Origin of the sequence: Photobacterium sp. J15 (assembly GCF_963870815.1) — a bacterium.
In the GTDB taxonomy this organism is placed as follows: Bacteria; Pseudomonadota; Gammaproteobacteria; order Enterobacterales; family Vibrionaceae; genus Photobacterium; species Photobacterium marinum.
Genome location: NZ_CAWMUI010000002.1, coordinates 1,776,202 through 1,799,500 on the forward strand (window position 1 = coordinate 1,776,202; position 23,299 = coordinate 1,799,500).

Annotated in this window: 19 protein-coding genes; 9 read left to right on the plus strand and 10 right to left on the minus strand. The window is 48.5% G+C overall.

From position 1 onward, the window contains the following. Positions 1 to 10: 10 nt before the first annotated feature. Genes AACQ93_RS24800 through AACQ93_RS24825 form a run of 6 tightly spaced genes read right to left on the minus strand, consistent with a single transcriptional unit; the run spans position 11 to position 8,250 of the window. On the minus strand, positions 11 to 1,141 hold the full coding sequence (locus tag AACQ93_RS24800) for a hypothetical protein (protein ID WP_064609570.1): 1,131 nt from the start codon (positions 1,139 to 1,141) through the stop codon (positions 11 to 13). A 2-nt stretch (positions 1,142 to 1,143) separates the two neighbouring features. Next, positions 1,144 to 2,277 (minus strand): hypothetical protein, encoded by a 1,134-nt coding sequence (locus tag AACQ93_RS24805; RefSeq protein WP_064609571.1) that lies wholly within the window; start codon positions 2,275 to 2,277, stop codon positions 1,144 to 1,146. A gap of 2 nt (positions 2,278 to 2,279) precedes the next feature. After that, positions 2,280 to 3,422, minus strand: coding sequence for a hypothetical protein (locus AACQ93_RS24810; protein WP_064609572.1), 1,143 nt, complete (start codon positions 3,420 to 3,422; stop codon positions 2,280 to 2,282). Then, positions 3,415 to 6,915 (minus strand): toxin VasX, encoded by a 3,501-nt coding sequence (locus AACQ93_RS24815; RefSeq protein ID WP_064609573.1) that lies wholly within the window; start codon positions 6,913 to 6,915, stop codon positions 3,415 to 3,417. Before AACQ93_RS24815 ends, AACQ93_RS24810 begins: the two co-directional genes overlap by 8 nt. 1 nt (position 6,916) lies before the next feature. Further along, entirely contained in the window at positions 6,917 to 7,777 is an 861-nt protein-coding gene (locus AACQ93_RS24820) for a DUF4123 domain-containing protein (RefSeq protein WP_064609574.1), read from the minus strand. Beyond that, entirely contained in the window at positions 7,774 to 8,250 is a 477-nt protein-coding gene (locus AACQ93_RS24825) for a PAAR domain-containing protein (RefSeq protein ID WP_084419467.1), read from the minus strand. The genes AACQ93_RS24820 and AACQ93_RS24825 overlap by 4 nt, the downstream gene beginning before the upstream one ends. A 358-nt stretch (positions 8,251 to 8,608) precedes the next feature. Between AACQ93_RS24825 and rihA the strand changes: the two genes are divergently transcribed. Both rihA and AACQ93_RS24835 read left to right on the plus strand, forming a co-directional pair. Then, entirely contained in the window at positions 8,609 to 9,544 is a 936-nt protein-coding gene (rihA, locus tag AACQ93_RS24830) for a pyrimidine-specific ribonucleoside hydrolase RihA (RefSeq protein WP_064609575.1), read from the plus strand. Positions 9,545 to 10,047: 503 nt separating this feature from the next. Further along, positions 10,048 to 10,689 carry a CatB-related O-acetyltransferase gene (locus tag AACQ93_RS24835; protein WP_064609576.1) on the plus strand — a complete coding sequence of 214 codons (642 nt, stop codon included), beginning with the start codon at positions 10,048 to 10,050 and terminating at the stop codon, positions 10,687 to 10,689. A 76-nt stretch (positions 10,690 to 10,765) separates the two neighbouring features. Here the strand turns inward: AACQ93_RS24835 and AACQ93_RS24840 are convergent, their stop codons facing one another. After that, a complete protein-coding gene (locus tag AACQ93_RS24840; RefSeq protein WP_064609577.1) occupies positions 10,766 to 11,779 on the minus strand; it encodes a manganese-dependent inorganic pyrophosphatase in 1,014 nt (337 codons plus the stop codon). Between the two features lie 246 nt (positions 11,780 to 12,025). Here AACQ93_RS24840 and AACQ93_RS24845 point away from each other — a divergent pair, with 246 nt between their 5' ends. Further along, positions 12,026 to 12,562 (plus strand): dihydrofolate reductase family protein, encoded by a 537-nt coding sequence (locus AACQ93_RS24845; protein ID WP_064609578.1) that lies wholly within the window; start codon positions 12,026 to 12,028, stop codon positions 12,560 to 12,562. A gap of 63 nt (positions 12,563 to 12,625) precedes the next feature. Here the strand turns inward: AACQ93_RS24845 and AACQ93_RS24850 are convergent, their stop codons facing one another. Continuing rightward, positions 12,626 to 13,537, minus strand: coding sequence for a permease (locus tag AACQ93_RS24850; RefSeq protein WP_007463307.1), 912 nt, complete (start codon positions 13,535 to 13,537; stop codon positions 12,626 to 12,628). 109 nt (positions 13,538 to 13,646) lie between these two features. Between AACQ93_RS24850 and AACQ93_RS24855 the strand changes: the two genes are divergently transcribed. Beyond that, the gene (locus tag AACQ93_RS24855) at positions 13,647 to 13,952 is read left to right on the plus strand and encodes an ArsR/SmtB family transcription factor (RefSeq protein WP_064609579.1); all 306 of its coding nucleotides are present in this window, start codon (positions 13,647 to 13,649) and stop codon (positions 13,950 to 13,952) included. A 133-nt stretch (positions 13,953 to 14,085) separates the two neighbouring features. Next, complete coding sequence (locus AACQ93_RS24860) at positions 14,086 to 14,421, plus strand: hypothetical protein (RefSeq protein WP_007463303.1); 336 nt, start codon at positions 14,086 to 14,088, stop codon at positions 14,419 to 14,421. 73 nt (positions 14,422 to 14,494) lie between these two features. Here AACQ93_RS24860 and AACQ93_RS24865 read toward each other — a convergent pair whose 3' ends face one another. Then, the gene (locus AACQ93_RS24865; RefSeq protein ID WP_064609580.1) at positions 14,495 to 15,631 is read right to left on the minus strand and encodes an ABC transporter substrate-binding protein; all 1,137 of its coding nucleotides are present in this window, start codon (positions 15,629 to 15,631) and stop codon (positions 14,495 to 14,497) included. A gap of 13 nt (positions 15,632 to 15,644) precedes the next feature. Further along, positions 15,645 to 17,429 (minus strand): adenylate/guanylate cyclase domain-containing protein, encoded by a 1,785-nt coding sequence (locus AACQ93_RS24870; protein WP_064609776.1) that lies wholly within the window; start codon positions 17,427 to 17,429, stop codon positions 15,645 to 15,647. A 232-nt stretch (positions 17,430 to 17,661) separates the two neighbouring features. Between AACQ93_RS24870 and AACQ93_RS24875 the strand changes: the two genes are divergently transcribed. The 4 genes from AACQ93_RS24875 to AACQ93_RS24890 all read left to right on the plus strand — a co-directional run bounded on the left by AACQ93_RS24875 (position 17,662) and on the right by AACQ93_RS24890 (position 23,112). After that, a complete protein-coding gene (locus AACQ93_RS24875; RefSeq protein WP_064609581.1) occupies positions 17,662 to 19,029 on the plus strand; it encodes an ABC transporter substrate-binding protein in 1,368 nt (455 codons plus the stop codon). Between the two features lie 38 nt (positions 19,030 to 19,067). Then, positions 19,068 to 21,929, plus strand: coding sequence for a cation:proton antiporter (locus AACQ93_RS24880; protein WP_064609582.1), 2,862 nt, complete (start codon positions 19,068 to 19,070; stop codon positions 21,927 to 21,929). A gap of 100 nt (positions 21,930 to 22,029) precedes the next feature. After that, on the plus strand, positions 22,030 to 22,563 hold the full coding sequence (locus AACQ93_RS24885; protein ID WP_064609583.1) for an NADPH-dependent FMN reductase: 534 nt from the start codon (positions 22,030 to 22,032) through the stop codon (positions 22,561 to 22,563). A 339-nt stretch (positions 22,564 to 22,902) separates the two neighbouring features. After that, positions 22,903 to 23,112 carry a hypothetical protein gene (locus tag AACQ93_RS24890; protein ID WP_007463289.1) on the plus strand — a complete coding sequence of 70 codons (210 nt, stop codon included), beginning with the start codon at positions 22,903 to 22,905 and terminating at the stop codon, positions 23,110 to 23,112. Positions 23,113 to 23,299: the final 187 nt, after the last annotated feature.

The following is a 23,299-nucleotide window of genomic DNA, read 5'->3' on the forward strand; positions in this document are numbered from 1 at the left end:
CAGAATTAACTCACCCCTTACGAGCACATTTAACACGTTGTTTCTTATTCTCTTTCCCTTTCGGCGGATACGGGCCAAAGCGTTCGCGCAGGTCGGAAACAGCGAGGATATTGCGGCCCAGGCGGTAGTCATGCTCGTCAAGCATCCGGTTGTAGTAGTTCAGCTCATCACTAGGTTTTGCCCACTGGGATTCAGGCAGCGGTTGGCTCCAGACTTCGATTTCCGGCACCGTGGTGTAGGTATACTGGCTACGTTGCAGGCGGTAATTTGTCGCCCAAATCCCCAGCCGGGTGCCGTTGATTTCCCACCACAAGCGTACCCAGGGACTCATTTTATCCGGGGTGATTTCATGTTGCTGGCAGTACTCTTCCACCAGCCCTTTAAAATTAATGGGGCAAGGGTTTTCTATTGCATCCGCGCCTTCATCCATGAATTTGCGTATCATCTCCCACTGCGCCGCTCCGGCCATGTTATGCATGGCTCCGACTGACAATGCCGCCCAGAAATGGCTGGGATCGTCTTCGTCATTGGCACCGATAAGCAAAGAAGACAGGCTGTACATACCGCTGGTGGAATAGGCCTCTCCGTGACCAACCATGGCACAGACTTTCTCCCACGGCACTACCTTGATATCTGGCTTTTTGGTGCGGGAGTTCCAGCGGGAAAACATCACCTCGCGGCGCTGGCGGTGAAAACGCAGTGGCAAAGTACGGGCAGAGTCGCTGTTCCCCTGAACCATAATGTTAATGCAGACACCTGTAAGTGCAAACAAATGCAAAAATAGAACCCCTAATACATATATACAGTTATACCAGCTGAATACATACTCCCACTCTTCATCACCAAGATATTTAAGTTCATAAAAACTCTGCACGACTTCATCATACCCGCCCCAAAAAGCCACCATGGCCATCGAGATAGAAAACGAAAACATAAATAGATAATAGCAATATTGGGTCTGGAAAATACTGCCCGCTTCACTGCCTAAATCAATATAATGCTCAGTTTTACGCATCAGCAGATTACAGCAGTTGGCTGCCGGAATCTGCGTTTTAACCGGCAACGGGCTGAGGACATAACGCGATGAAAACTTTTCCCGGGTATGCTGCCCGGCAAAGAAAGGGAACTCTCGGTTGGTCATTGCTAGTGCCCGGCTCCTATACAGGGTTCCTGATCCGGACTCTGGTTATTCCCTTTCGGCGGATACGGGCCAAAGCGTTCGCGCAGGTCGGAAACAGCGAGGATATTGCGGCCCAGGCGATAGTCATGCTCATCGAGCATCCGGTTGTAGTAGTTCAGCTCATCACTGGGCTTTGCCCACTGGGATTCAGGCAGCGGTTGGCTCCAGTCTTCGATTTCCGGCACCGTGGTGTAGGTATACTGGCTACGTTGCAGGCGGTAGTTTGTCGCCCAAATCCCCAGACGGGTGCCGTTGATTTCCCACCACAAGCGTATCCAGGGGCTCATTTTATCTGGGGTGATTTCATGTTGCTGGCAGTACTCTTCCACCAGCCCTTTAAAATTGATGGGACGAGGGTCTTCTATTGCCTCCGCGCCTTCATCCATGAATTTGCGTATCATCTCCCACTGCGCGACTCCGGCCATGTTATGCATGGCCCCGACTTCCAGTGCCGCCCAGAAATGGCCGGGATCATCTTCATCATTGGCACCGATAAGCAAAGAAGACAGGCTGTACATGCCGCTGGTGGAATAAGCCTCTCCGTGGCCAACCATGGCACAGACTTTCTCCCACGGCACTACCTTGATATCTGGCTTTTTGGTGCGGGAGTTCCAGCGGGAAAACATCACCTCGCGGCGCTGGCGGTGAAAACGCAGTGGCAAAGTACGGGCAGAGTCGCGGTTACCCTGAATCATAATGTTAATGCAGATACCGACAACGGTTAAGAAAGGCAACAAGAAGATCAATAATACCTGTATGCAATTGTACCAACTGAAGACATGTTCCCACTCATCATTACCAAGATACTGAAGTTCATAAAAACTCTTCACGACCTCATCATACCCGCCCCAAAAAGCCAGCATTGCCAATGTGATTGAAAGCGAGAACATAAAACCAAAATAACAATACTGAGTCTGGAAAATGCTGCCAGCCTCACTACCCAGATCGATATAGTGGTCCGTTTTGCGCATTAACAAATTACAACAGTTGGCTGCCGGAATCTGCGTTTTAACCGGCAACGGACTAAGGACATATCGCGATGAAAACTTTTCCCGGGTATGCTGCCCGGCAAAGAAAGGGAATTCTTGGTTGGTCATTGCTAGTGCCCGGATCCTAGACAGGGTTCCTGATCCGGACTCTGGTTATTCCCCTTCGGCGGATACGGGCCAAAGCGTTCGCGCAGGTCGGAAACAGCGAGGATATTGCGGCCCGGGCGATAGTCATGCTCGTCAAGCATCCGGTTGTAGTAGTTCAGCTCATCACTGGATTTTGCCCACTGGGATTCAGGAAGCGGTTGGCTCCAGTCTTCGATTTCCGGCACCGTGATGTAGGTATCTTGACTAAGTTGCAGGCGGTAGTTTGTCGCCCAGATCCCCAGCCGGGTGCCGTTGATTTCCCACCACAAGCGTACCCAGGGGCTCATTTTATCCGGGGTAATTTCATGTTGCTCGCAGTACTCTTCCACCAGCCCTTTAAAGGTAATGGGCCGAGGGTTTTCAATTGCCTCCGCGCCTTCATCCATGAATTTGCGTATCATCTCCCACTGCGCGGCTCCGGCCATGTTATGCATGGCTCCGACTGACAATGCCGCCCAGAAACGGCCGGGCTCGTCTTCGTCATTGGCACCAATAAACAAAGAAGACAAGCAGTACATTCCGCTGGTAGAGTAAGCCTCTCCGTGACCAACCATGGCACAGACTTTCTCCCATGGCACTACCTTGATATCCGGCTTTTTAGTACGGGTGTTCCAGCGGGAAAACATCACCTCCCGGCGCTGGCGGTGAAAGCGCAGTGGCAAAGTACGGGCTGAGTCACGATTGCTCTTAATCATGACCTCGATGCTAATACCGCCGAGAATGAAAAAATGCAAGAATAGAGCCCCTAATACATATATACAGTTATACCAGCTAAAGACAAATACCCACTTTCCTTCGCTATTTCGTACCTCGTCATAAAAACTCTTCACGACCTCATCATACCCGCCCCAAAAAGCCACCATGGCCATCGAGATAGAAAACGAAAACATAAAGAGAAAATAACAACACTGGGTCTGGAAAAGACTGCCAGCTTCACTGCCCAGATCGATATAGTGGTCCGTTTTGCGCATTAACAAATTACAACAGTTGGCTGCCGGAATCTGCGTTTTAACCGGCAACGGACTAAGGACATATCGCGATGAAAACTTTTCCCGGGTATGCTGCCCGGCGAAGAAAGGGAACTCTCGGTTAGCCATATTAAACATACGCTCCTGTAACGGGGTTAAAACTCAAAACTGGTTTCAGCTCAATCAACACATCTTCAAAGCGGGCTTTACCGACCATTTGCTGGTCGCTTTCTTCCAACAACTTGGCCTGATACCAGTCTTCGGTTTGCGGCACAGCATCCAACTGGTCTATCTGCTGTAAATTCAAGGTGAAACGGGCACCACCCTGTTCAGCAAACAACAGATCACCAAACTGATTTGTGACACTGACCATCAGGTCCAGATATTGATAAAATTCAGAAGGGGATAATTGGGCAGGCCACAACCATTCACAAATGGTATTCATGCCATCAAAAACCATGTGTTGACAATCATTTACCAGCAATGAAGTTATGTTCTTTATTTCACCATCAGAAGTTTTAAGAAAAGCGGCAACCTGTACCTGCTGTGGCTGCGTCATCGGAATCACGATACGCAGCTTAGTGACAGAATGGCATGAAAGATAGGAATATGTATGGTAGGTATAATAGCCAGGCTCATCATACTCAACGGGAGTGAGATTTTCATCAGCCGTCAGGAACAAACGTGGCGTCTGCATCACTTCCTGCCATTTCAGCAACTGAGTTTCATAGTCCCAGTTCTTATTGTCGCCGCCCCAGAAGAGCCCGCGTTTCTCCTGTCCCCATGACGACTGACCAACCCAAATCATTAGCGGGGTAGACTGTGTCGAGTTATAAATAATTTCACCGACAAAAACCAGCGCACTTCCCCACCACATCCAGGAACTCAATCGCCCGGCAAAACTTAAAATCCTCTCTGCTGCTGTATCCCAAAAAATCTCCTTTAGCACTACCCCTTTAATTTGGGCAGAGGTGTACCTTGCCAGTTTTGCCGTGTGATAAATCTGTATTCCATCCCCGCCCAAGGCCATCAATGTCCCCACCAGTGCGTGGACATCGCCCTGACGCCAGGTTTTAATCAATCTTTTCCCCTGTTTAAAACCATCCACTGCAACAGAAACCACCCCTAAAGAAGCAGTAACCAAAGTACCGATAGTGATTATTTTCCCGCACAACATTTGCGGACCTTTTTTCCCGGATTCCACCCACTCCAATAACGTACTGGTCCGGGCAATTTCGACCGCCACACCTAAACCCGATGCCAGCATGCCTGCAGTCGAACCTAAGAAATCTAGCTTTTGAAAATCAGTCCATTCCGACTTCTGCTCCAGCTTGCTGTAAGAGTCACACCAATTCCATCCCGCAAAGATGAAAAAAACTAAACCAAGACTGGCAGATTTCACCGCCCCATCCGGCTTATACCACTTAAAGCCTTCCTCGGAGCCATACAAAATCTGATTTTTCATTAACCTATAATGGTGTTTGGCCCATTTTTTAAGCTCTTCCTCATTCAGCCCTGCGGCTTTCAGCATCACATGTGACGAAGGGTACTTTTCTCCTTGACTTGCTATCGGGGTACTGGTTGCTCCCAGCTCATCCAACAAACGCTCAACGTCTCTCCCTAAGCGGGAGATCTCTTCATTCAAGTCAAGGCGAATTTGCTTTTTTTGATCCTTCGTCAGCCCGCGGCTTTCTTCTTCAACCTTATTCCTTTCTGACACCAGATCGTTATACCTGGCCGCGGTTCTCTCCATCTCATCGATCAAACCACCAATACGATCGACCCCGGCTTTAGGACCAATATCAATCGTCACTTGGGCATTTTTTGCCTGCCCCAATAAAATAGCAGTCAACCCAGGTTTAGCATGGCGGAATATATTATTGATTCGCTGCGTATTACGAGCCAGATCGGCCTGTAACTCACGAAATTCTTTCAAGGCTAAAGGCGCCAACTGAGCACCAAAACGATTCATCTGAACCCGAATGTCATCAGGAGGATTCTCCATCGGAACCAGCGCACTGCCATCAAGCAGGGAGCGGAAATCTTTTACATCTTGTAGCGCATTATCAACGCCATCCTTTCCCTTTTTAAGCTGATACAGCTTTATCGCATCGCTGGTCAGGCTGTCATAATCTTCCACAACCGCCAGTTGTTTTTCATTTTTCACATATTCCAGATGCAGGTTTTGCTCACCCAGCGAATGGAAAAAGAACTTGCACTGTTGCGACAAATGTTCGTCAAATTCAGTCAGCCCGACTAACCAGTGGTTCTCCGCTGCCAGCCGCATCTTAAATGTCTCGACATTTTCTTTGTCATAAACCGGCAGCGCCTTATAGGCGATAGGAAGGAAATCAGTCCGATCGGCACATATCTTTTCCCGCTCTTCAAGCCACAAGGTCACTTTTTCACAGGCATCAGCGTACCATGCCTGCATTTCATCATGCCGGATCCTCTCGAGCACACCGCGCTTACCCGAAGTATCCCCATTACGAAGCGTGTTATTCTGTCTTATTGTCCGATTAAACAGACTAAAAATTTCTTTCGGTTTCACACCGATGTTTTTAGCCAGTTGAACAATCCGTTTTTTTTCCTGCTCTAAATTGATATAAGCACGACTACGCCTGAAATGTTGCGGTGCCCGACTTAATGCCGCAGAAGAAGCTTGATGCTTATCCTCCTCATAGGCTTTCATCGCCTGCCTGTAGTCATAAAAATATTCTTCCGCTTTATCCGGATTATTTTGGATATACTCACTGATTTTTTTATTGCTGCTATTGGCCAGCAAGTGTCGCTCTGTCACCTCAATCAAAAGGTTGATATGAGAAGCGGCAAAATACTTAGCCCGGTTCTCATCTTTTTCCAGCCACTCAATTTCCTGAGCAGTCATAGCAATATAAGCACCAGCCAACTCATTCATGACTCCGATAGGATCTTCCAGAATTAAAATCGCCGAATCTTGCTTATACTGACCAAGAATATGTTCAGTTATGGTGCTGGCTTCTATTTTTTCTACCGGATCGACCATCCAGCGCCATTGAAAGTCTTTCGTGTTCCGGCTCTGTTCCGGATGGCAGTCAGCCAGGTGATCAGCTAACTGATCCGGAGGCAACAGGTGCGTTGCACCATTTACGCATTCATAGCTACCAACCGAGCAACGCTGCATCAGCTGTGAACGCAATTTCGATGAACTTAATAACTGACGTTGCAGTTTCGGAGAAATAGGAACACGGCTATAGAGCACTTCAATACTGCCAGCACGTTCTACCACCAAGGCTGATTCTGACTCCGCATAGACATACTCCTGCCCATTCGCCGTGTTCTTCAGGCCCAGCTGTTCCAGCTTGGTCACCGCTCCGGTGGTTGAAACTTTATAAACATAAATAATTTCCTGGCGCTTACTGTGGATCACATACAGATAGCCATCTTCAATAAGCGGACGAATACCGATGGGGCGATAAGAGAGCAATGATGCGTGTTTACTGGCAATTGCAGGGTGTTGCGGCTTTTGTTCTGTGATTGCGTAGCGCACCGGAACAAGCTGAATTTTATTTTCTTTTAACGGACAGATTCCGACCGGGTTGCGTCCATCTTTATTGCTTGCACTTCTTGCATCACTGTTTGGTGAACTCATTCTATTTTCCCTGCTTTGCATAAGCTTCTGCTAACTCGGCGGCACGTTCAATCCGCTGACTCGGCGTCATTAACGATGGCTGTTGGATCAAGTGATATATATCAGGGTAAACCGGCTGGTTAATTGCCGACTCACCCAAGTAACCGAGAACATTAAAAAACGAGAGGAGGTCACTATGTACGCCAAAGCCTTTCTGGTAGGCCGCATTTGCCCAGGATGCAACCCAGTCGACAGGGTTATCGCTTGCGCCCAGACGCTCCGGAAACCATTTCACCATGTGCCGATAAATCATTTTTTGGGTATTGCGCCATGAAATATCACCAAAGGATTGCCATTGCTGCTCAGTAAAGACTAATTTTTCTGCCTTTGGTGACGGTAAATTCTTTGGGTGTGATTTAACTTGCCACTCTCCCTGAACCGGTATCCACACTTTGCTGATCCCTTGCCATAACAAAGGCGATTCATCTTCAAATAACACCCAGGCGCCTTCAGGGTGTGCCATTTTGAACATCACCTTGCCGCCATAGGGGGTGATACCTTCTGCTAAAGTTACCAAGTGGTGAGTAAGATCAAATGGCTCTAGCTCGGAAGAAAAAAAATAACCGACATCGGCAGTTTCAAGCGCTGTAAACCAATCAATAATGGACGGGGTGGCTTCCACCACAAAAGGGGAGACTTCCCTTAGCTGCTCCCACGGCGGAAAACTGTAAACAGCCGAGAAATATGCGTCGATATCAGCCAGCATCAGCTCTCGGCTGAGTAAAGGTATTTTGCTTCCGTCAACAATCAAATACAGATTGTCGCCTTCATCCATGCTGAAATCAGGTAACGGAAGGGGGAGATTAAATTGAAGTATAGTCATGACTGCTCAGGCTCCTGGCAAACTTCACAAACAGGCTCATCACTTTTTAATGCCTGAATCTGTCTGGATTTAAGCAACGAAGACATCTTTCCTTCTCCGGATGACTGCTTTTCATTTGATTGTGACGTCTTACTTTTCCCTTCTCCAGCCCCCGCATCACTTCCACCACTCTGCCCACCAGCACTGTCACCAATCAATACCGTGCCGCATCCACCAACAATCACACCACGATGAGCAGTGTCATCTCCTAGCCGGGCAGCCGGTTTGCCATTAATGAAGACAGAGGACGAACCGCCTGCAATTTTATCCGGCGGCCCAATACATACCGCCATATCTCCCTGACGGGCTGCTGGCAATCCGCCAATAAAAACATTCGGTGAGCCTTGTACAATCGGCCCACCAACATGAGGTACTTTCCCCGTTCTTTTCGGACAGGTATGAAAATCACCGACGCGAGCTGCTGGTTTAGACATATTTACAACTCATTGAAGTTATATGAACTTTATTGAGTTGAATTAAGTCATACAGTAAGAGAGGTTACGATGAGCAAAAAAAGCGGATGCGATACAGTTCAAAGACGTTTTCTGTCATAGCGTTACATCTAATCACTACTAAAGTGAGACTTATCGCAACTTATCTAATCTACCTAGATAAGCTATAGCATTCGCGCGGAAGCCAATTAGATATTGGTTATAGATATCTATAGTGGCCTGTCTCTATTTGATATTTTTGTGAATTGGAAAGGGAAGAACTTTTATCTTTTCGATTTCATTCACATTACTGCCTCATCGGAGCAGGTACATTTCCTTTTAAAAACAAAGGAGTACCCTCATGACCCGCCCTATTATCATCGATTGTGATCCTGGCCATGATGACGCCATTGCCCTGATCCTTGCTTGTGCCTCCCCGTCTCTTGATATCAAGGCGGTCACCACCAGTGCCGGTAACCAGACTCCGGAGAAAACCCTGAACAATGCTCTTCGGATCCTGACCCTGCTTGGCCGTAATGACATTCCGGTTGCCGGCGGAGCCTTAAAGCCTCTGGCACGGGAACTGATCATAGCCGACAACGTCCACGGCGAAAGCGGTTTGGACGGCCCGTCACTGCCGGATCCGGGATTTGATCCTGTCGGAGAAAATGCCGTAGAGCTGATGGCTCGAATCCTTCGTGAAAGCGACAGACCCGTTACTCTCGTTCCGACCGGACCACTGACTAATATTGCCCTGTTACTTGCAACTCACCGCGAGCTGGCAGACAAAATAGAACGAATTGTGCTGATGGGTGGCGGTGCCGAAACCGGAAACTGGTCTCCGGCCGCTGAGTTTAATATTTATGTCGATCCGGAAGCTGCTGATATCGTCTTCCGCTCCGGCATTCCTGTTACCATGTGCGGGCTGGATGTTACCCACCGTGCCCAAATCATGGATGAAGATATTGAACGAATCCGCGCTATTGGTAATCCGGTTTCCGATGTGGTGGCCGGACTGCTTGATTTCTTCATGATCTACCACAGAGATCCGAAATGGGAACTGGCTGGCGCGCCGCTTCACGATCCTTGCACCATCGCCTGGCTGCTGAAACCTGAAATTTTCACAGAGCAAGACTGCTGGGTCGGCATAGAAACCAAGGGCGAGTACACCCAAGGCATGACAGTTGTCGACCGTTACCAGCTCTCTGGTAAACCGGCCAATACAACAGTTCTGTTTGATGTCGATCGTCAGGGCTTCGTCGATTTGCTGGCTGAAAGCATGCACTTTTACGGCTGATTTCTAAACCTTTACAGCCCGTGATTATCACGGGCTGTTTCATTCTCTTCCTGTTTTACCCTCTGCCTACTTTTTCCAGCCCGTTTAATTCACTGTATTGTCTGAGCAGGCATAAAGCTCTCCACGGAAAAGATAAAGTCATCATTGACATCTCATTGCGCCCAGATATTATGAGCCCACTTTCATTCAATTCTTCAACAGGAGTGTATATGCCGGTTCAAAATAACAGCGCGACAGAATGCACTGCTGTTGTCCAAATCGCCTATCTCAAGCAACCACAGATTGCTTAGCTAAGGCAGTGAATTTATACCAATCGGTAAAAACAAATTCACTGCCGCAAATCTGACAACCTAACTTTGCGGTATTTCATCTGTCTCTTGAAAGAGAACAATTCCGGCTGCGTAATTTTAATATCCGGCTCAGCATTCACATTTCAACCGCCGGCCTTACGCGACTATCCATGCTCCGGAACCTTCTCCTTCAGGTTTAAAGGTAAGAGAAAAATGAAACACTGGTCCAAAATGGAAATGCTCCATGAAACCGTAAAAAACAAAAACATCTTCCTGAAAGGAACACACAGCTATTACAGTGATGCTTACGATGACGGATTTGAAAAATCAGTTGTCCGCTATCTACACGGCGATGAAGTCAGCAGCCAATGGGAGCCTCGCTGGGAGGTCGATAAACTTCATATCGGTGACTATGTCTGCATCGGCGCCGAAGCTGTAATTCTGATGGGAGGCAACCATACCCATCGCAGTGACTGGTTCTCACTGTACCCTTTCATGGACATGATTGAAGAAAGCTACCAGTCCAAAGGAGCTACCTACCTTGAGGACGGTTGCTGGATTGGAATGCGTGCGATGGTCATGCCCGGAGTGCGTGTCGGAGAAGGTGCTATTGTCGCGGCCAATAGCGTCGTCACCCGAGATGTGCCGCCATATACAGTTGTCGGCGGTACACCGGCCAAACCGATCAAGCAGCGCTTTTCACCGGAAACAACTGAGCGACTGCTGGCGCTGAGTATCTACGACTGGCCTGAAGTTAAATTCAACGCTTTGAAAAAACTCATTTGTGCTTCAGATATTGACGCTCTTGAGCTGGCCCATCGGGCCTATGATCACAATCAGCAGGCCAACCTCTAACGCGATAAATAAAAGGGGATGCGGTATTTCACCGCATCCCCTTATCACCCGTAACCTTTCAGGTATTCGCTTTCAATTAATTCAGGCTTTCTACCGCCTTTTGAATCGCCGGGCCAATCTGACGTTTACGGGACGTAACCCCTTCAAGTACCAGCCAGCCATTTGTCGGCTTAGCCTTAAAGGCAACCTCGGCCACCTTGCTGTCAGCACTGTCAATCCACAGCAAATTTGCACGCTTGTTCTTGGTATCAGTTACAGAGAAGAACAAATGGTCAAGGCCCTGACGCTGTTTATACGCCTTCATCGCAGCCACAAATTCATCACGGCGATCCAGCAGTTGGTGAGCAGTCAGGGTTTCAGCAACCCCGATTCCGACTTTCTTACCGGCAAACTTAAAGTTCTTATAATCCATGGTCAAAATATCTGCCGCGCTGACATGGCTGAGATCCGACTTGGCTTCCAGCATTTTCTGACCAAACGCTTCGATATCGTCAATACCAGCCTCACTGGCCAGCTCTTCGGCGTAGTGTCTGTCATATTCGGTGGTGATCGGCGACTGAAGAACCAAAGTATCAGACAAAATCCCACCCAGTGTTGTACAGGCAATATACTCTGGCAGCTCAATATCCATCTGTTCCGCACGATCAGCGAGAATAGTCGCAGCAGATCCCCACGGACGAATATCAATCGTCGCTACTTGCTTCATGTTCACCGGATTACCACCAATAGCATGGTGGTCAACAATCGCTACAATACTGCTTTCCTTAATGCTTTTTTGCAGCTGAGTCTTCTGGTTAAAGTCCACCAGCCCGACAATCTTCTGACTGAAATCAGCCATTTGTGCCGGTGTTGTTGCCTTACAGTATTCAAGAACAAACTGGCTTTCTGGATTAATAGCTTCCGGAACCACTGGCGTACCACCATAGATATAGGCAGCAATAATAGCCGATGTCACTGTGTCCGTATCCGGGCTCAAATGGCCGGTCCAGACCAAGTTACTGGTGTCATTATTCTCAGGCTCATTCAAATCAAATGCCGCGGCACCTGTACTTGCCAGTGCTAAGCAAAGAAAAAGTGGGTGTAATTTCATGATGCATTCCATTGTTTTCATTAAGGTAAAAAAATCGGCCATAGATGTAACACCCAAGAAAAGGCAATAACAGGTGGTAAATCATATCCATCTGAATTTAATCAGTATTTCCTTCATAATTTCGAGTCATATCTGCTTGTGCAGCTGCAGGCATCATCACCATTGTTCCTTTCTTATCCGAATATTAAAATCAGTGGATACCAATAAACTGCAGGATTTTCTGCGCCGAAATTCGGGAGACCAAACATGTCAAACATCGTCTATATCGCGACCAGCCTTGATGGCTATATTGCCGACAAACAAGGAGGGCTGGACTGGCTCAACAGTGTGCCGAATCCTGACGGCCTGGATTTTGGTTTTGCCGATTTCATGCAACGTATCGATGCCCTCGTCATGGGCCGGAACACCTTTGAAATCGTCTGCGGTTTTGATTGCGACTGGCCCTATAACAAACCTGTTTTTGTACTGAGCAATACTTTAAAAAGCATTCCAGCTCCTTATCAGGACAAAGCTTTTCTGATCAAAGGCCCGGTAAAGCAAGCCGTCACTCAGTTAAATCAGCAGGGCTATCACAACCTCTATATCGACGGCGGCAAAACGATCCAAAGCTTTCTGACTGAAGACTTAATTGATGAGATGATCATAACCACATTCCCAATCCTGCTAGGCGGAGGCTCTCCACTTTTTGGAGAACTCACCGAACCGCGGTCATTTAAATTCATCGAATCAGAAGTGTTGCTGAACTCGCTGACTAAGAGCAGATACGTAAGAGAGCGAAGCTAGTTTTTTTATTTCAGATAGAAGGAAAAATGGAGGCCGAAGCCTCCATTTCATGCTGACAATGAATTAAAACAAGTTCTGATACAGAAAACCTGCACCGATAGCCATCGACAAAATCACCACCAGAAAAGACACGATCATTTTGTTTTTGAAGATAGACTTCAGCAAAATCACCTCAGTCAGGCTGGCACCAGCGCTGCCGATAATCAAAGCCATTACCGCGCCAAGCCCCATACCTTTGGCAGCCAGTGCAGCACTCAGCGGGATCACCGCTTCAGCTCGGATATAAAGCGGAATACCGATAACAGCGGCAACAGGGATAGCAAAAGGGTTGCTGTCGTTGGCTACACTGGCAACAAATTCAGTCGGCATAAAACCATAAATCATTGACCCCAGAGCGATACCACCAAACAAGTAAGGTAAGACTTTCTTGAAGTCTGCCCAGGTAGAAAGCCAGATTTTCTTCCATTTGTTAACCGGAGCTTTGTTGCCACCGCACGATGAACCACAACATTTTGCCTGAGGCGCAATATATGCCTCCTCTTTGACGTACTTTTCAAAGCCCAGTTTTTCCAGCACAAATCCGGCAACAATCGAAACCCCCATCGCAACCACAAAGTAGAACACGGTGACCTTAATTCCGAACGTCACGGCAAAGAGCCCGATAATCACCGGATTTAGCAACGGACTGGCAAATAGGAATACCATCATAGTGCCAAATCCAGCCTGTGCTCTTAGCAATCCTTTCAGAAAAGGAATCGTTGAGCAGGAACAAAACGGAGTGATCGCACCAAGGAACCCTGCCACTATGTATCCCTTCCCTTTTTTACCGCTCAATATCTTCTGGATCCGCTCTGGCGGTATGTATTCCTGTAACACCCCAACCAGATAGCTAATCAGCAAAAACAAAATGGTGAGCTCGGTTGCCAGGAAGGCAAACATGTTCAAAGTATCCAATAGCATCGTTTTATCGAACATAATCAAAATCTCTATATTTCTAGAATATTCGAAATATAGATCTATTTAGTTGCCGGGATCAACATATTTCTAGTAATATCGAAATATAATTTCCTCACAAGGTATGGTCATGGATATCGAAATCGTCGCTAAGGCATTGAAAGAACTGGGACATACAACTCGTTTAGCCATCTTTAAAAGTGTGGTACGCGCTGGCTACCAAGGAATTGCAGTTGGCGGGTTGCAAGAAAAACTGGGCATCCCCGGGTCCACTTTGTCGCACCATATCTCCAGCCTGTCCTCTGCAGGGCTACTCTCTCAACGCCGTGAAGGTCGTACACTTTTCTGTGTTGCGGAATATGACAAGCTGCAAGCAGTCATCGGTTTCTTGCAGGATGAATGCTGTCTGGATGAGCAAGCATCGGACGACATGTAGCACATTTTCGCCACTGCGATAGCTCAGACGGTGCGTTTCCGTTGATCCTGCTTCATAATGAGTTGTATATTATTTCACCATTAAATTATGCAACAGTGACTGGCGAGAAAAGAGCCGATATTAGAGCGAAGATATGCAGAATATTCAGACCCAAAGCGAACAGGAATATCAGAAGTGGCTGCGAGCTTTTTACAAAGGCAGCTTTTTTGTAAAAGGCTGGGACAGCATCAAACGTGAGCTTCACAGCAAAGTCGGCAGCCAGTGCGATGAAATCGGCCAACTACTGGATGAACTGGGTGATCTGATCGGTCGTGAATGGGCAAAGGATAATCATATCCGAAAAATAGATACAGATGACCTGAAACAATGGGGTGATCACCTGCGCCATGCCGGAAAAAAATCCGCCGATGACGTTACCGCAGCCATTCATACCATCAAAGAGCAAGCCTTCCAACGCCTGGCCGCTTAATACCCCCGAAACAATACATGTTTTACTATGCTGATAACCGGAGGAGAATCTAACCTCCGGAATGGCACTTCAATCAGGGCTCAACCCATTTGCTGAAAACAAACTCCCCGTTTTTCACTTCAATCAGCACCGCACTTTTTACCGGATCTCCGGAACCCTGAAACTGAATCACCCCGGTAATGCCTTCAAAATTGTCGATAGTGTTAAGTGCATCGCGTATCCCCTGCGGTTCAACGCCACCATGCCGTTTAGCTGCTTCAAACAAGAGTCCAAAGGCATCATAGGTCAGTGCGGCAACATCATTTGGCTCTCGGTTATAGGTCTGTCGGTAACGTGCCCTGAAATTAAGTGCGACCCCATCAGCACGATCCAAAGCGTAGTGGGTACTGAAAAAAGCCCCATCTACCGCACTTCGGTCATCTTCAAGGATCTGAGTCCAGGTATCACTCCCGAGTAACTGGGCAGTAATCCCCATTTTTCTGGCCTGACGAGCCTGCACCGGCACTTCGTTATAGTAATTAGGCAAGAACAACACATCAGGCTGAGCAGCCTGAATTCGGCGCAACTGTTCCGTGAAGTCAGGGGCATCGCGGGTATAAAGCTCATACGCGACAATTCCACCGCCAAGATCTTTGAAAGCCACACTGAAAACTTCAGCTAAATTACGGTTATATTCGCTGGAAATATCGTAAAGTACAGCCGCCTTCCTCAGCCCCAGTTGCTCATAGGCAAATTTCGCCATCAGCTTACCCTGAAAGGTATCCACAAAAGCAGCACGATAAACCCAGTTTTTATGGCGAGTGGTATCAGGGTTGGTTGACCAGGGCGTGATCATCGGGATTTGGGCATATTCAACATACCTCGCCGCAGGAATGGCATTCCGGCTTGCCTGAGGGCCAATGATCGCACTGACATTTTGCTGGTTGATCAGCTCAAGCGCGGCACTGATGGTCTGTTCCTGATTGTCACGATTATCTTCAATCAGCAGCACCACCTTGTACTGCTCATCATCAATAATCAGACCACCTCGACCATTGATCTCTTCCACAGCCAGCTTGGCCGCCTCAACCGTGGAGCGCCCCACTTCCGGGATCTGGCCGGTTACCGGGGCGATTAAGCCGACTCTGAGCTCGCGTCCTTGTTCTGACGGATCAGAACAGGCAGCCAGAAATAAAGCAGCAATAATGATCAGGGCGGTCATTAACTTCATATCCGTATCCTTCTTATTTGATTATTTCTTCCTTACGTCCTTCCAGAATGTAGGTATGCATCTTCCCCTTACCTTTGATGGCAACCATTCCGCGATCGGTAAAGTTATAGCCTTCTTTAAGGTGCCGATAAGTGGCTTGAGTGATCTGAATACCGCCTTTCAGCCCTTGAGATTCCATCCGGGAAGCAGTATTTACCGCATCTCCCCAAATGTCATAAATAAACTTTTTCCGGCCGATGACACCGGCAACCACAGGCCCGCTGTTAATACCGATCCGCAGGCTGAGGTTCCTGTTATGCTTATGATTGAAACAGGCAATCACATCCATCATGTCGAGTGCCATTTCCGCAATCACTTCAGCGTGATCTTCTCGCGGGATCGGGATCCCGGCTCCAACCATATAGGCATCCCCGATGGTTTTGATCTTTTCCAGCCCGCGGCGCTCACTCAACTTATCAAACTCACAAAAGATCTCATTGAGCAACCCCACCACTTCCGATGCGGAAAGCTGGGCAGACATCGGGGTAAAATTAACCAAATCAGCAAAGAGGATTGTGACTTCGGAAAAGCTGTCAGCAATGGTTTCCTCACCCTGCTTCAGCCGCTCGGCAATCGGAGCCGGCAGCACATTCAGCAACAGGTGTTCTGATCTCTCCTGCTCTTCAGCCAAATCATCAAGAGTATTTTTCAACCTCAGGATCATATGGTTGAAGTTTTCTGCCAGCAGACCAGTTTCATCTTCAGCAAGCACTGGTGCCTTCTGACTCAGATCACCGGCTGTGATTTTTCTGGTAGTATCCGTTACTGCCAAAATCGGGCGAATAATGGTTAAAGTAATCAGGTAAATACCGGTACTCAGGATACCAACCGCCATAAAGCCTACTACCAACAACATCGCCCCCAGCTGGTGTGCCGGCGCAAGAGCAACAGATGCTTTTGCCTCAGAAATCAAAGCCAGTCCCAGTTCCGGCATCCAGCGGTAGCTGCCAATCACGGCAACCCCGGCATAGTTATCGTATAAACCGGCCCCTTTTTCGCCCCTAAGCGCCGCATCTATCCCCAGGCTGTGAACCCCGCGCGGATAACCATTGTCCCCCAGCCTGTCTGCTGAAATAAAACGGTTGTGAGCATCAATAAGGTACGCCTCACCACTTTCACCAAGGCCAGTTTTGCGATTGACGATCTCAGCCAGCACAGATAACCGGATATGAGCGGCCAGTACCCCGATCAACTTGCCTTGAGGACTGAGCAAAGGGGTAGACACAGTCATGGTCGGAGCCGCTGTATCCGGGTCCGGATACACTTTTTGCAGAAATGTCTGCTTTAATCCCTGAATAAAGTATTGATCATTAAGACGGTATTCGCCTTCATCATCAGGCATGGTTGAGAAAAACACCCGTCCGCCAACTTTGGTCAGCATAAAAATAGCCGTCAATTCTGTTGCCCGATCCAGCCCGTAATCAAGGTAAGTGGAAAGAAATAAGGTTTCGGCCAGTTTAAAATAAGCAGATTCATATTCAGGAGTACCAATCTGTTCTGACAGCAGGTTGCCCGCCGCATTTCGCAAATCATCAAGCTCAGCCATCTTCTCTATAATTGATGTCTGTTCGGCGACAAAGCGTTGAATTTCAAACTCTTTATGATCTGCAGTTACCTCAAACTGAGCGATCGCCATCTCTTTTTGAGTATCAGCGGCCAGAAAATATGTAATTGCCGCCAGCGCCACGACTACCAATACCGACACTAACAAAAAATAGGCAGTCATTCGGGCTTTTAGACTTTTTTGCAAAAGCCCCATGGAATCCCCCTGAAAAACAAAAAAATATTGTGCCCAGTGACAGTATAGACCGCCTGTTTCCCTTCCTTTCTGAATTACCGCCGGAAACACCATCCGCAAAGCTGCTGCTTTGAACTAACCTGAATAAATAACAAACTTGGCATTAGCTGCTGTAGTAAGCCATGACAGCATGCTGCAGATAATAGTCTGAAAAGCTGCGGCACTGTTTCAAAGGAAGCGTCAGAGGAAGCGGATGACAGATAACGCCGACAAGCAATCCCAACAACAAACAGATTTAAGCCGCAGGAAAATTCTCCGCACCTCGGGAGTACTGGGCTTTACCGGAGCCCTGTCGGCGGTAGCCCCCGGCATAATCCGAGCACAGGGAATAGGTGAGCCGTTGAGAATTGGTTTCTGCGGCCCCTACACCGGCCCGGCCAGCCACACAGGACATGCCATCAAACAGGGGATCGTGATGGCCCTTGAAGATGCGAGAAAAACCGGTGAAATTCCGGTCTCCATCGACGGAAACCTGCACGAAGTTGAAGTTGTATGGGTTGACAGTCAGTCCTCTCCTACCGCTGCAATCAAAGCATCAAGTACCGCGATCAACCGGCAGGGAGTAAAGCTGATGGTCGGAGGCTGGCATTCCTCTGTTGCTCTGTCGCTGATGGATACTGAAGCCGATCTCAATACTATTCACATTGGCCACCTCGGTGCATCGCAATACATTGCCAATAAAATCAACCTCAACCCCAAACGTTACCGGGGCTGGTTTAAAGGTTGGCCATCCCCCCCGAAGCTGGCAGGTTTATACGGCAAACCATTACGTTACTTCATGAAGCAAAGACTATGGCAACCGACCAACAATACCGCCGGCATCCTGGTTGAAAACAGTGCCTACGGGCATAGCTGGGGCGAAGCACTGAGTAACAGCCTAAAGGAAGAAGGCTTCGATCCTCTACCATACGAAGTGATCGATATGGAAGAAACGGATTTCACGCAACTGCTAAAACAATTCAAGCGACGGAAAGTTTCATTGGTCGCCATCACATCAGCAGGGGATGTTGCTGTAAGCAATTTTGTTCGTCAGTTCCGGGAACTCAATATTCAGGCTCTGTTGCTGGGGCATGGTATCCGCTGGCTGGATAACTGGTATCAGATGACAGGGGAGGCTTCCGATTATGTTGTGTCTATGGATTCAGCAATGCCCATCGCCTTGTGGCAACAATGGTGGGTCCGTCGTTATCAGGCCAAATATAACCAGGAGCCGAGTATCCAGGCTGCCGGGCTGCATTATGACTACACCCGAATGGCAATCCGTGCCCTCAATATGGCTGGCACCTTAGATTCCGACAGCCTAATCGCCACCCTCCACCAGATGTCGCATAAAGGCGTCTGGAACCTTTACCGCTTTTCAACCGGGCCGGGCCCGCACGCCTTATCAGCCAATGAAGTCATGACCGGGCGGTTTATGAAAGGCTTTTATCATCCCATGGTTCAACTGATTAACGGTGAAGCCAAAATTATCTGGCCGCTCAAGTATGCAGAGCAGCGTTTTATACAACCGCCATGGCTGTCAGACAAAAACAAGACACTGGGAAGCGGCATTATCGGATAGCTTTAATTACAGGAACAGCCAGTCACCGGAGGCAACGCATGCATGAGACATTCCTGTTGGTACTCGGGCTGGTGGGGCTGTTGACCATAGCCAGCCTGCTGCTGCCGATCGCCAACCGCATTAACTTTCCCTATACCGTATTACTGGCTGTGGCCGGGTGCCTGCTCGGCGGTATTGTTCTGGCGGCCAGCGGAAGCCATCCCCCTGGTATCATCGGTGACTTTCTGTCGGCACTCGAAGCGCTGGATATCACATCCGAAGTGGTGTTTTTTGTTTTCCTGCCAGCCCTGATCTTCGAATCGGCCCTGAATATCAATGCCCGCCACCTGTTCACGGATATCGGTCCGATTTTGCTGCTAGCAATCATCGGCCTGCTGCTCTCCACCGTCGTTGTCGGTATCGTGGTATGGGGCGTCTCTGATATCACCCTGATCGCCTGCCTGTTGCTCGGTGCCATTGTCTCTGCAACCGACCCGGTGGCGATCATCGCTATCTTTAAAACCCTCGGCGCTCCGAAAAGACTGACCATTCTGGTTGAAGGGGAAAGCCTGTTTAACGATGCCACCGCCATTGTACTGTTTACGATTCTGGTCGCGATCCTGGTCGGCGGCACTGAAGCGGGTGTTCTGTCTGCCACAGGAAAATTCCTGGAAGTCTTCTTCGGCGGAATCATCGTCGGCCTGATTTCAACCTGGTTGGTTATTTCACTGATTGGTCGTCTGCGTAACCTGCCACTGGTGGAGATCACCCTGACCATCTGCCTGGCCTACCTCAGCTTCCTGCTGGCCGAACACTACCTCCACGTTTCCGGTGTCATGGCCGTTGTTACCGCCGGGCTGGTGGTCAACTCATTCGGCCGGACCAAAATCTCACCCCACACCTGGCACACCCTGACCGAAACCTGGGAAGAAATTGTGTTCTGGGCCAACTCGCTGATCTTCTTCTTAGTCGGCCTGCTGGTGCCAAAGGTACTGGTCGATTTCACAACGTCTCAGTTTCTGTCACTACTAGCACTGATTGTCGCCGCCTTTGCCGCCCGAAGCGTCGTACTCTATCTGGTACTGCCTCTGCTCAACAAAGCCGGACTGGGACAGCAGATCAGTATCGATTTTCGTACCGTAATGTTATGGGGGGGGTTACGGGGCGCCGTCTCGCTGGCTCTGGCACTGGTGATCCTGGAAACACCGGGAATTGACCCGAATATCCAGGCTTTTGTCGCTTCCCTGGTCACCGGCTTTGTGCTCTTTACCCTGTTTGTTAACGCGCCGACCATGGGAGCCATGATGCGCTTTTTCGGCCTTGATAGCCTGCCGCCGACGGAACGAATGATCCGCAACCGCGTCATGGCGCTGTCTATCAAGCATATCCGGGAAGGACTCAAACATGCGGCGCAGGAAGATAAAATTAACCCGGACATCGCTACCGGCGTTGCTGATATCTATGAGCAGCGGCTGAGCCGGGTTGAGCACTCTATGAACAAAGGCCTTGAGAAACAACCGGATACCGTCACACTCAGTGTCGGCCTCAGCACCCTGACCAACCATGAGCGTCACCTGTATCTGAAACGCTTTTCTGACGGACTGGATTCAGCCAAAATCACCCGCTCGCTTCTATTCCAGGCTGACGACCTGCTGGACGGCCTGAAAATCAGTAAAATCGAAGGATATAAAGAAGCCTATAATGGCGCATTAAAATTCAGCATGCTATGCAGGCTCTCTCTGTTACTACAGCAACGCTTCAGGCTGGAGCGACCGCTTGCCATCCAACTGGCGAACCGCTTTGAAGTGCTGACCGTCAGTGAAACAGTTGTCGCGTCACTAATCGACTACACCAGAGAAAAGATTCCCCCTTTGTTTGGTGACAAACTTGCCAAAGAGCTCGAAACGCTGCTTACTCACCGGCTGCAGGTAACCCAGCAAACACTGGATGCGCTGCGTCTGCAATACCCAGAATACGCCGAAACCCTGCAAAAACGTCACTTGGTCCGGGTGGCACTGCGCCTTGAAGAAAGCAGCTATCATCAGATGCTGGATGAAAATATTATCAGCATGGAAGTGTTCAACGACCTGGGGAGGGAGCTGGATAAGCGCAACCGTATTATGGATCGTCAACCGAAACTGGATCTCGGCCTGGAACCGGACAAACTTGTCGCCCGGGTACCGTTTCTGTCTGAACTTGGGGCTCATCGAATTACCGAGATTGTCTCCCTGCTCACCTCCCGACTTGTAGTACCGGGCGAGCGCATTATCAGCCAAGGCGAACAAGGAGATGCCATGTACTTTATCTCCTGTGGTGCCGTCGAGGTGAACACGGAACATCAGGCAATCCGACTCGGCAGTGGTGACTTTTTCGGTGAACTGGCACTGATCACTCAGGAGCCGCGCAGTGCCGATATCACCGCCATCAGCTACTGTCAGCTGCTGGTACTGAGCGTCGATGATTTTCAGCAAATCACCACCAGCCATCGTTACTTACAACAACGCATTACTGACATCGCCAGCCAGCGGTTAGATCCGCAAGCTCTGGTGGCTAAAGTGCCACTGTTTCAACAGCTCAGCAGTGAACAGATTGAACAAATCACCGAACAACTCAAACCTCTGATTGTCGCACCAAACCAACAAATTATAACCAAAGGCGATATCGGGGATGCGATGTATTTCATTGCCGCCGGAGCTGCCGAAGTCATTACCGATGCCCCTGAACCAATAAAGCTCGGTTGCGGCGATTTCTTCGGTGAAATGGCCTTGCTTAACCGAGCACCGCGCAATGCTGACGTTAACGCAACTAGCTACTGCGAGTTACTGGTACTGGAAAGAGAAGCATTCTATGCGTTGCTGGAGTCGCACCCTGAACTGAGAAAACAGCTCAGTACACACATTTCAAAGAAAAGTGAATGCTGAAATATTCTCAGTTATTTAGCGGCTACACTCCATGTAACTGACAAAGCATCAATCGCACTTATGTAACGTTTTTATCAAACAATGACTGGGAGATATCACTGTGAAAATTATTGCTTTTGCTGCCAGTACTCACAAACAGTCCATAAACAAACAGCTTGTCCGTTATGCCAGCAAACTACTGGACAAAGTGGAAGTAGAGATTCTGGATCTCAACGATTATGAGCTGCCACTTTACAGTCAGGACAAGGAAGGGGAAATCGGCCACCCTCAGCTAGCCAAAGACTTTCTGAGCAAAATCGGAGACAGTGACGGCGTACTTATTTCTTTTGCTGAGCACAATGGGTCTTACTCTGTCGGGTACAAAAACCTCTTTGACTGGTGCTCTCGAATTGAGCCTAAGGTCTTTCAGAACAAACCTATGGTGCTGCTATCCACCTCCCCTGGTTCACTCGGCGGCGCCAGTGTATTAGCCGCCGCCGTCCAGTCGATGCCTTTCTTTGACGGAATAGTAAAAGCCAGCCTGTCCGTACCCAGTTTTTACGACAACTTTGATGCCGAAAAACAAATTATCACTCACGAAGAACTTAACGAACAATTCAAAGACACAGTCAGTCACCTGAACCACTTAAAATAAGTTTTTATCACAGGCTGGCTGCCAGTGAGGCCAGCCTTCTCCGTCGGTATTCCCCACAGCCCAATGATGACTTTTACAATGTAAATCCCTTTCCGGCCGTGTTATTCAGCCTAATTTAAGCTTCCGTCGTTAATCTGAAAGTGTACTCATTGATCGAACAGACAAAGTGCAACGTACTGATAAATTGATAGATTCAATCCACGAATAAAAAAAGATGCATATCAACATCACAGCAACATACTAACAAAGCACATACCTGCTACGATTATTATCAAACAGATAAAAATCTGGCTGGTTGATAACTTAACCAATAACTCCAAACACTGTCGGAGGTTCCAAATGAAAAAGGTTCTAGTTCTACTTTGCTTGGTTTTTTCAGGTTTTGCCTTGGCTAACAGTATGAGTGGCGGCAGCCAAGTAACTGTCCCTCATGTTGTCTGTATGCAAGATGGAAAAATGTTGGGCGTAACCTCAATGCCGGTAACTGAGTGTAATAAACTCAAGGCAGAGCACGCTAAGAAAGCCAGTAAAGAAGAATCCAAGTACTGATCCATCAGCACAGAAATGAAGATAAGGCCGGGTAGTTGTATCCGGCCTTTTCTTTTCAGGCCGCTTTCATCGCCATTACAGGCAGCGAAAATTAAAAGCCACCGAACAGAGAAACCAATTTAAGCCATGCATCAGTTTCTGCCGCCCGGTGGCGAAGCGCCTATAGCGATTATCAGATAAGGATCTG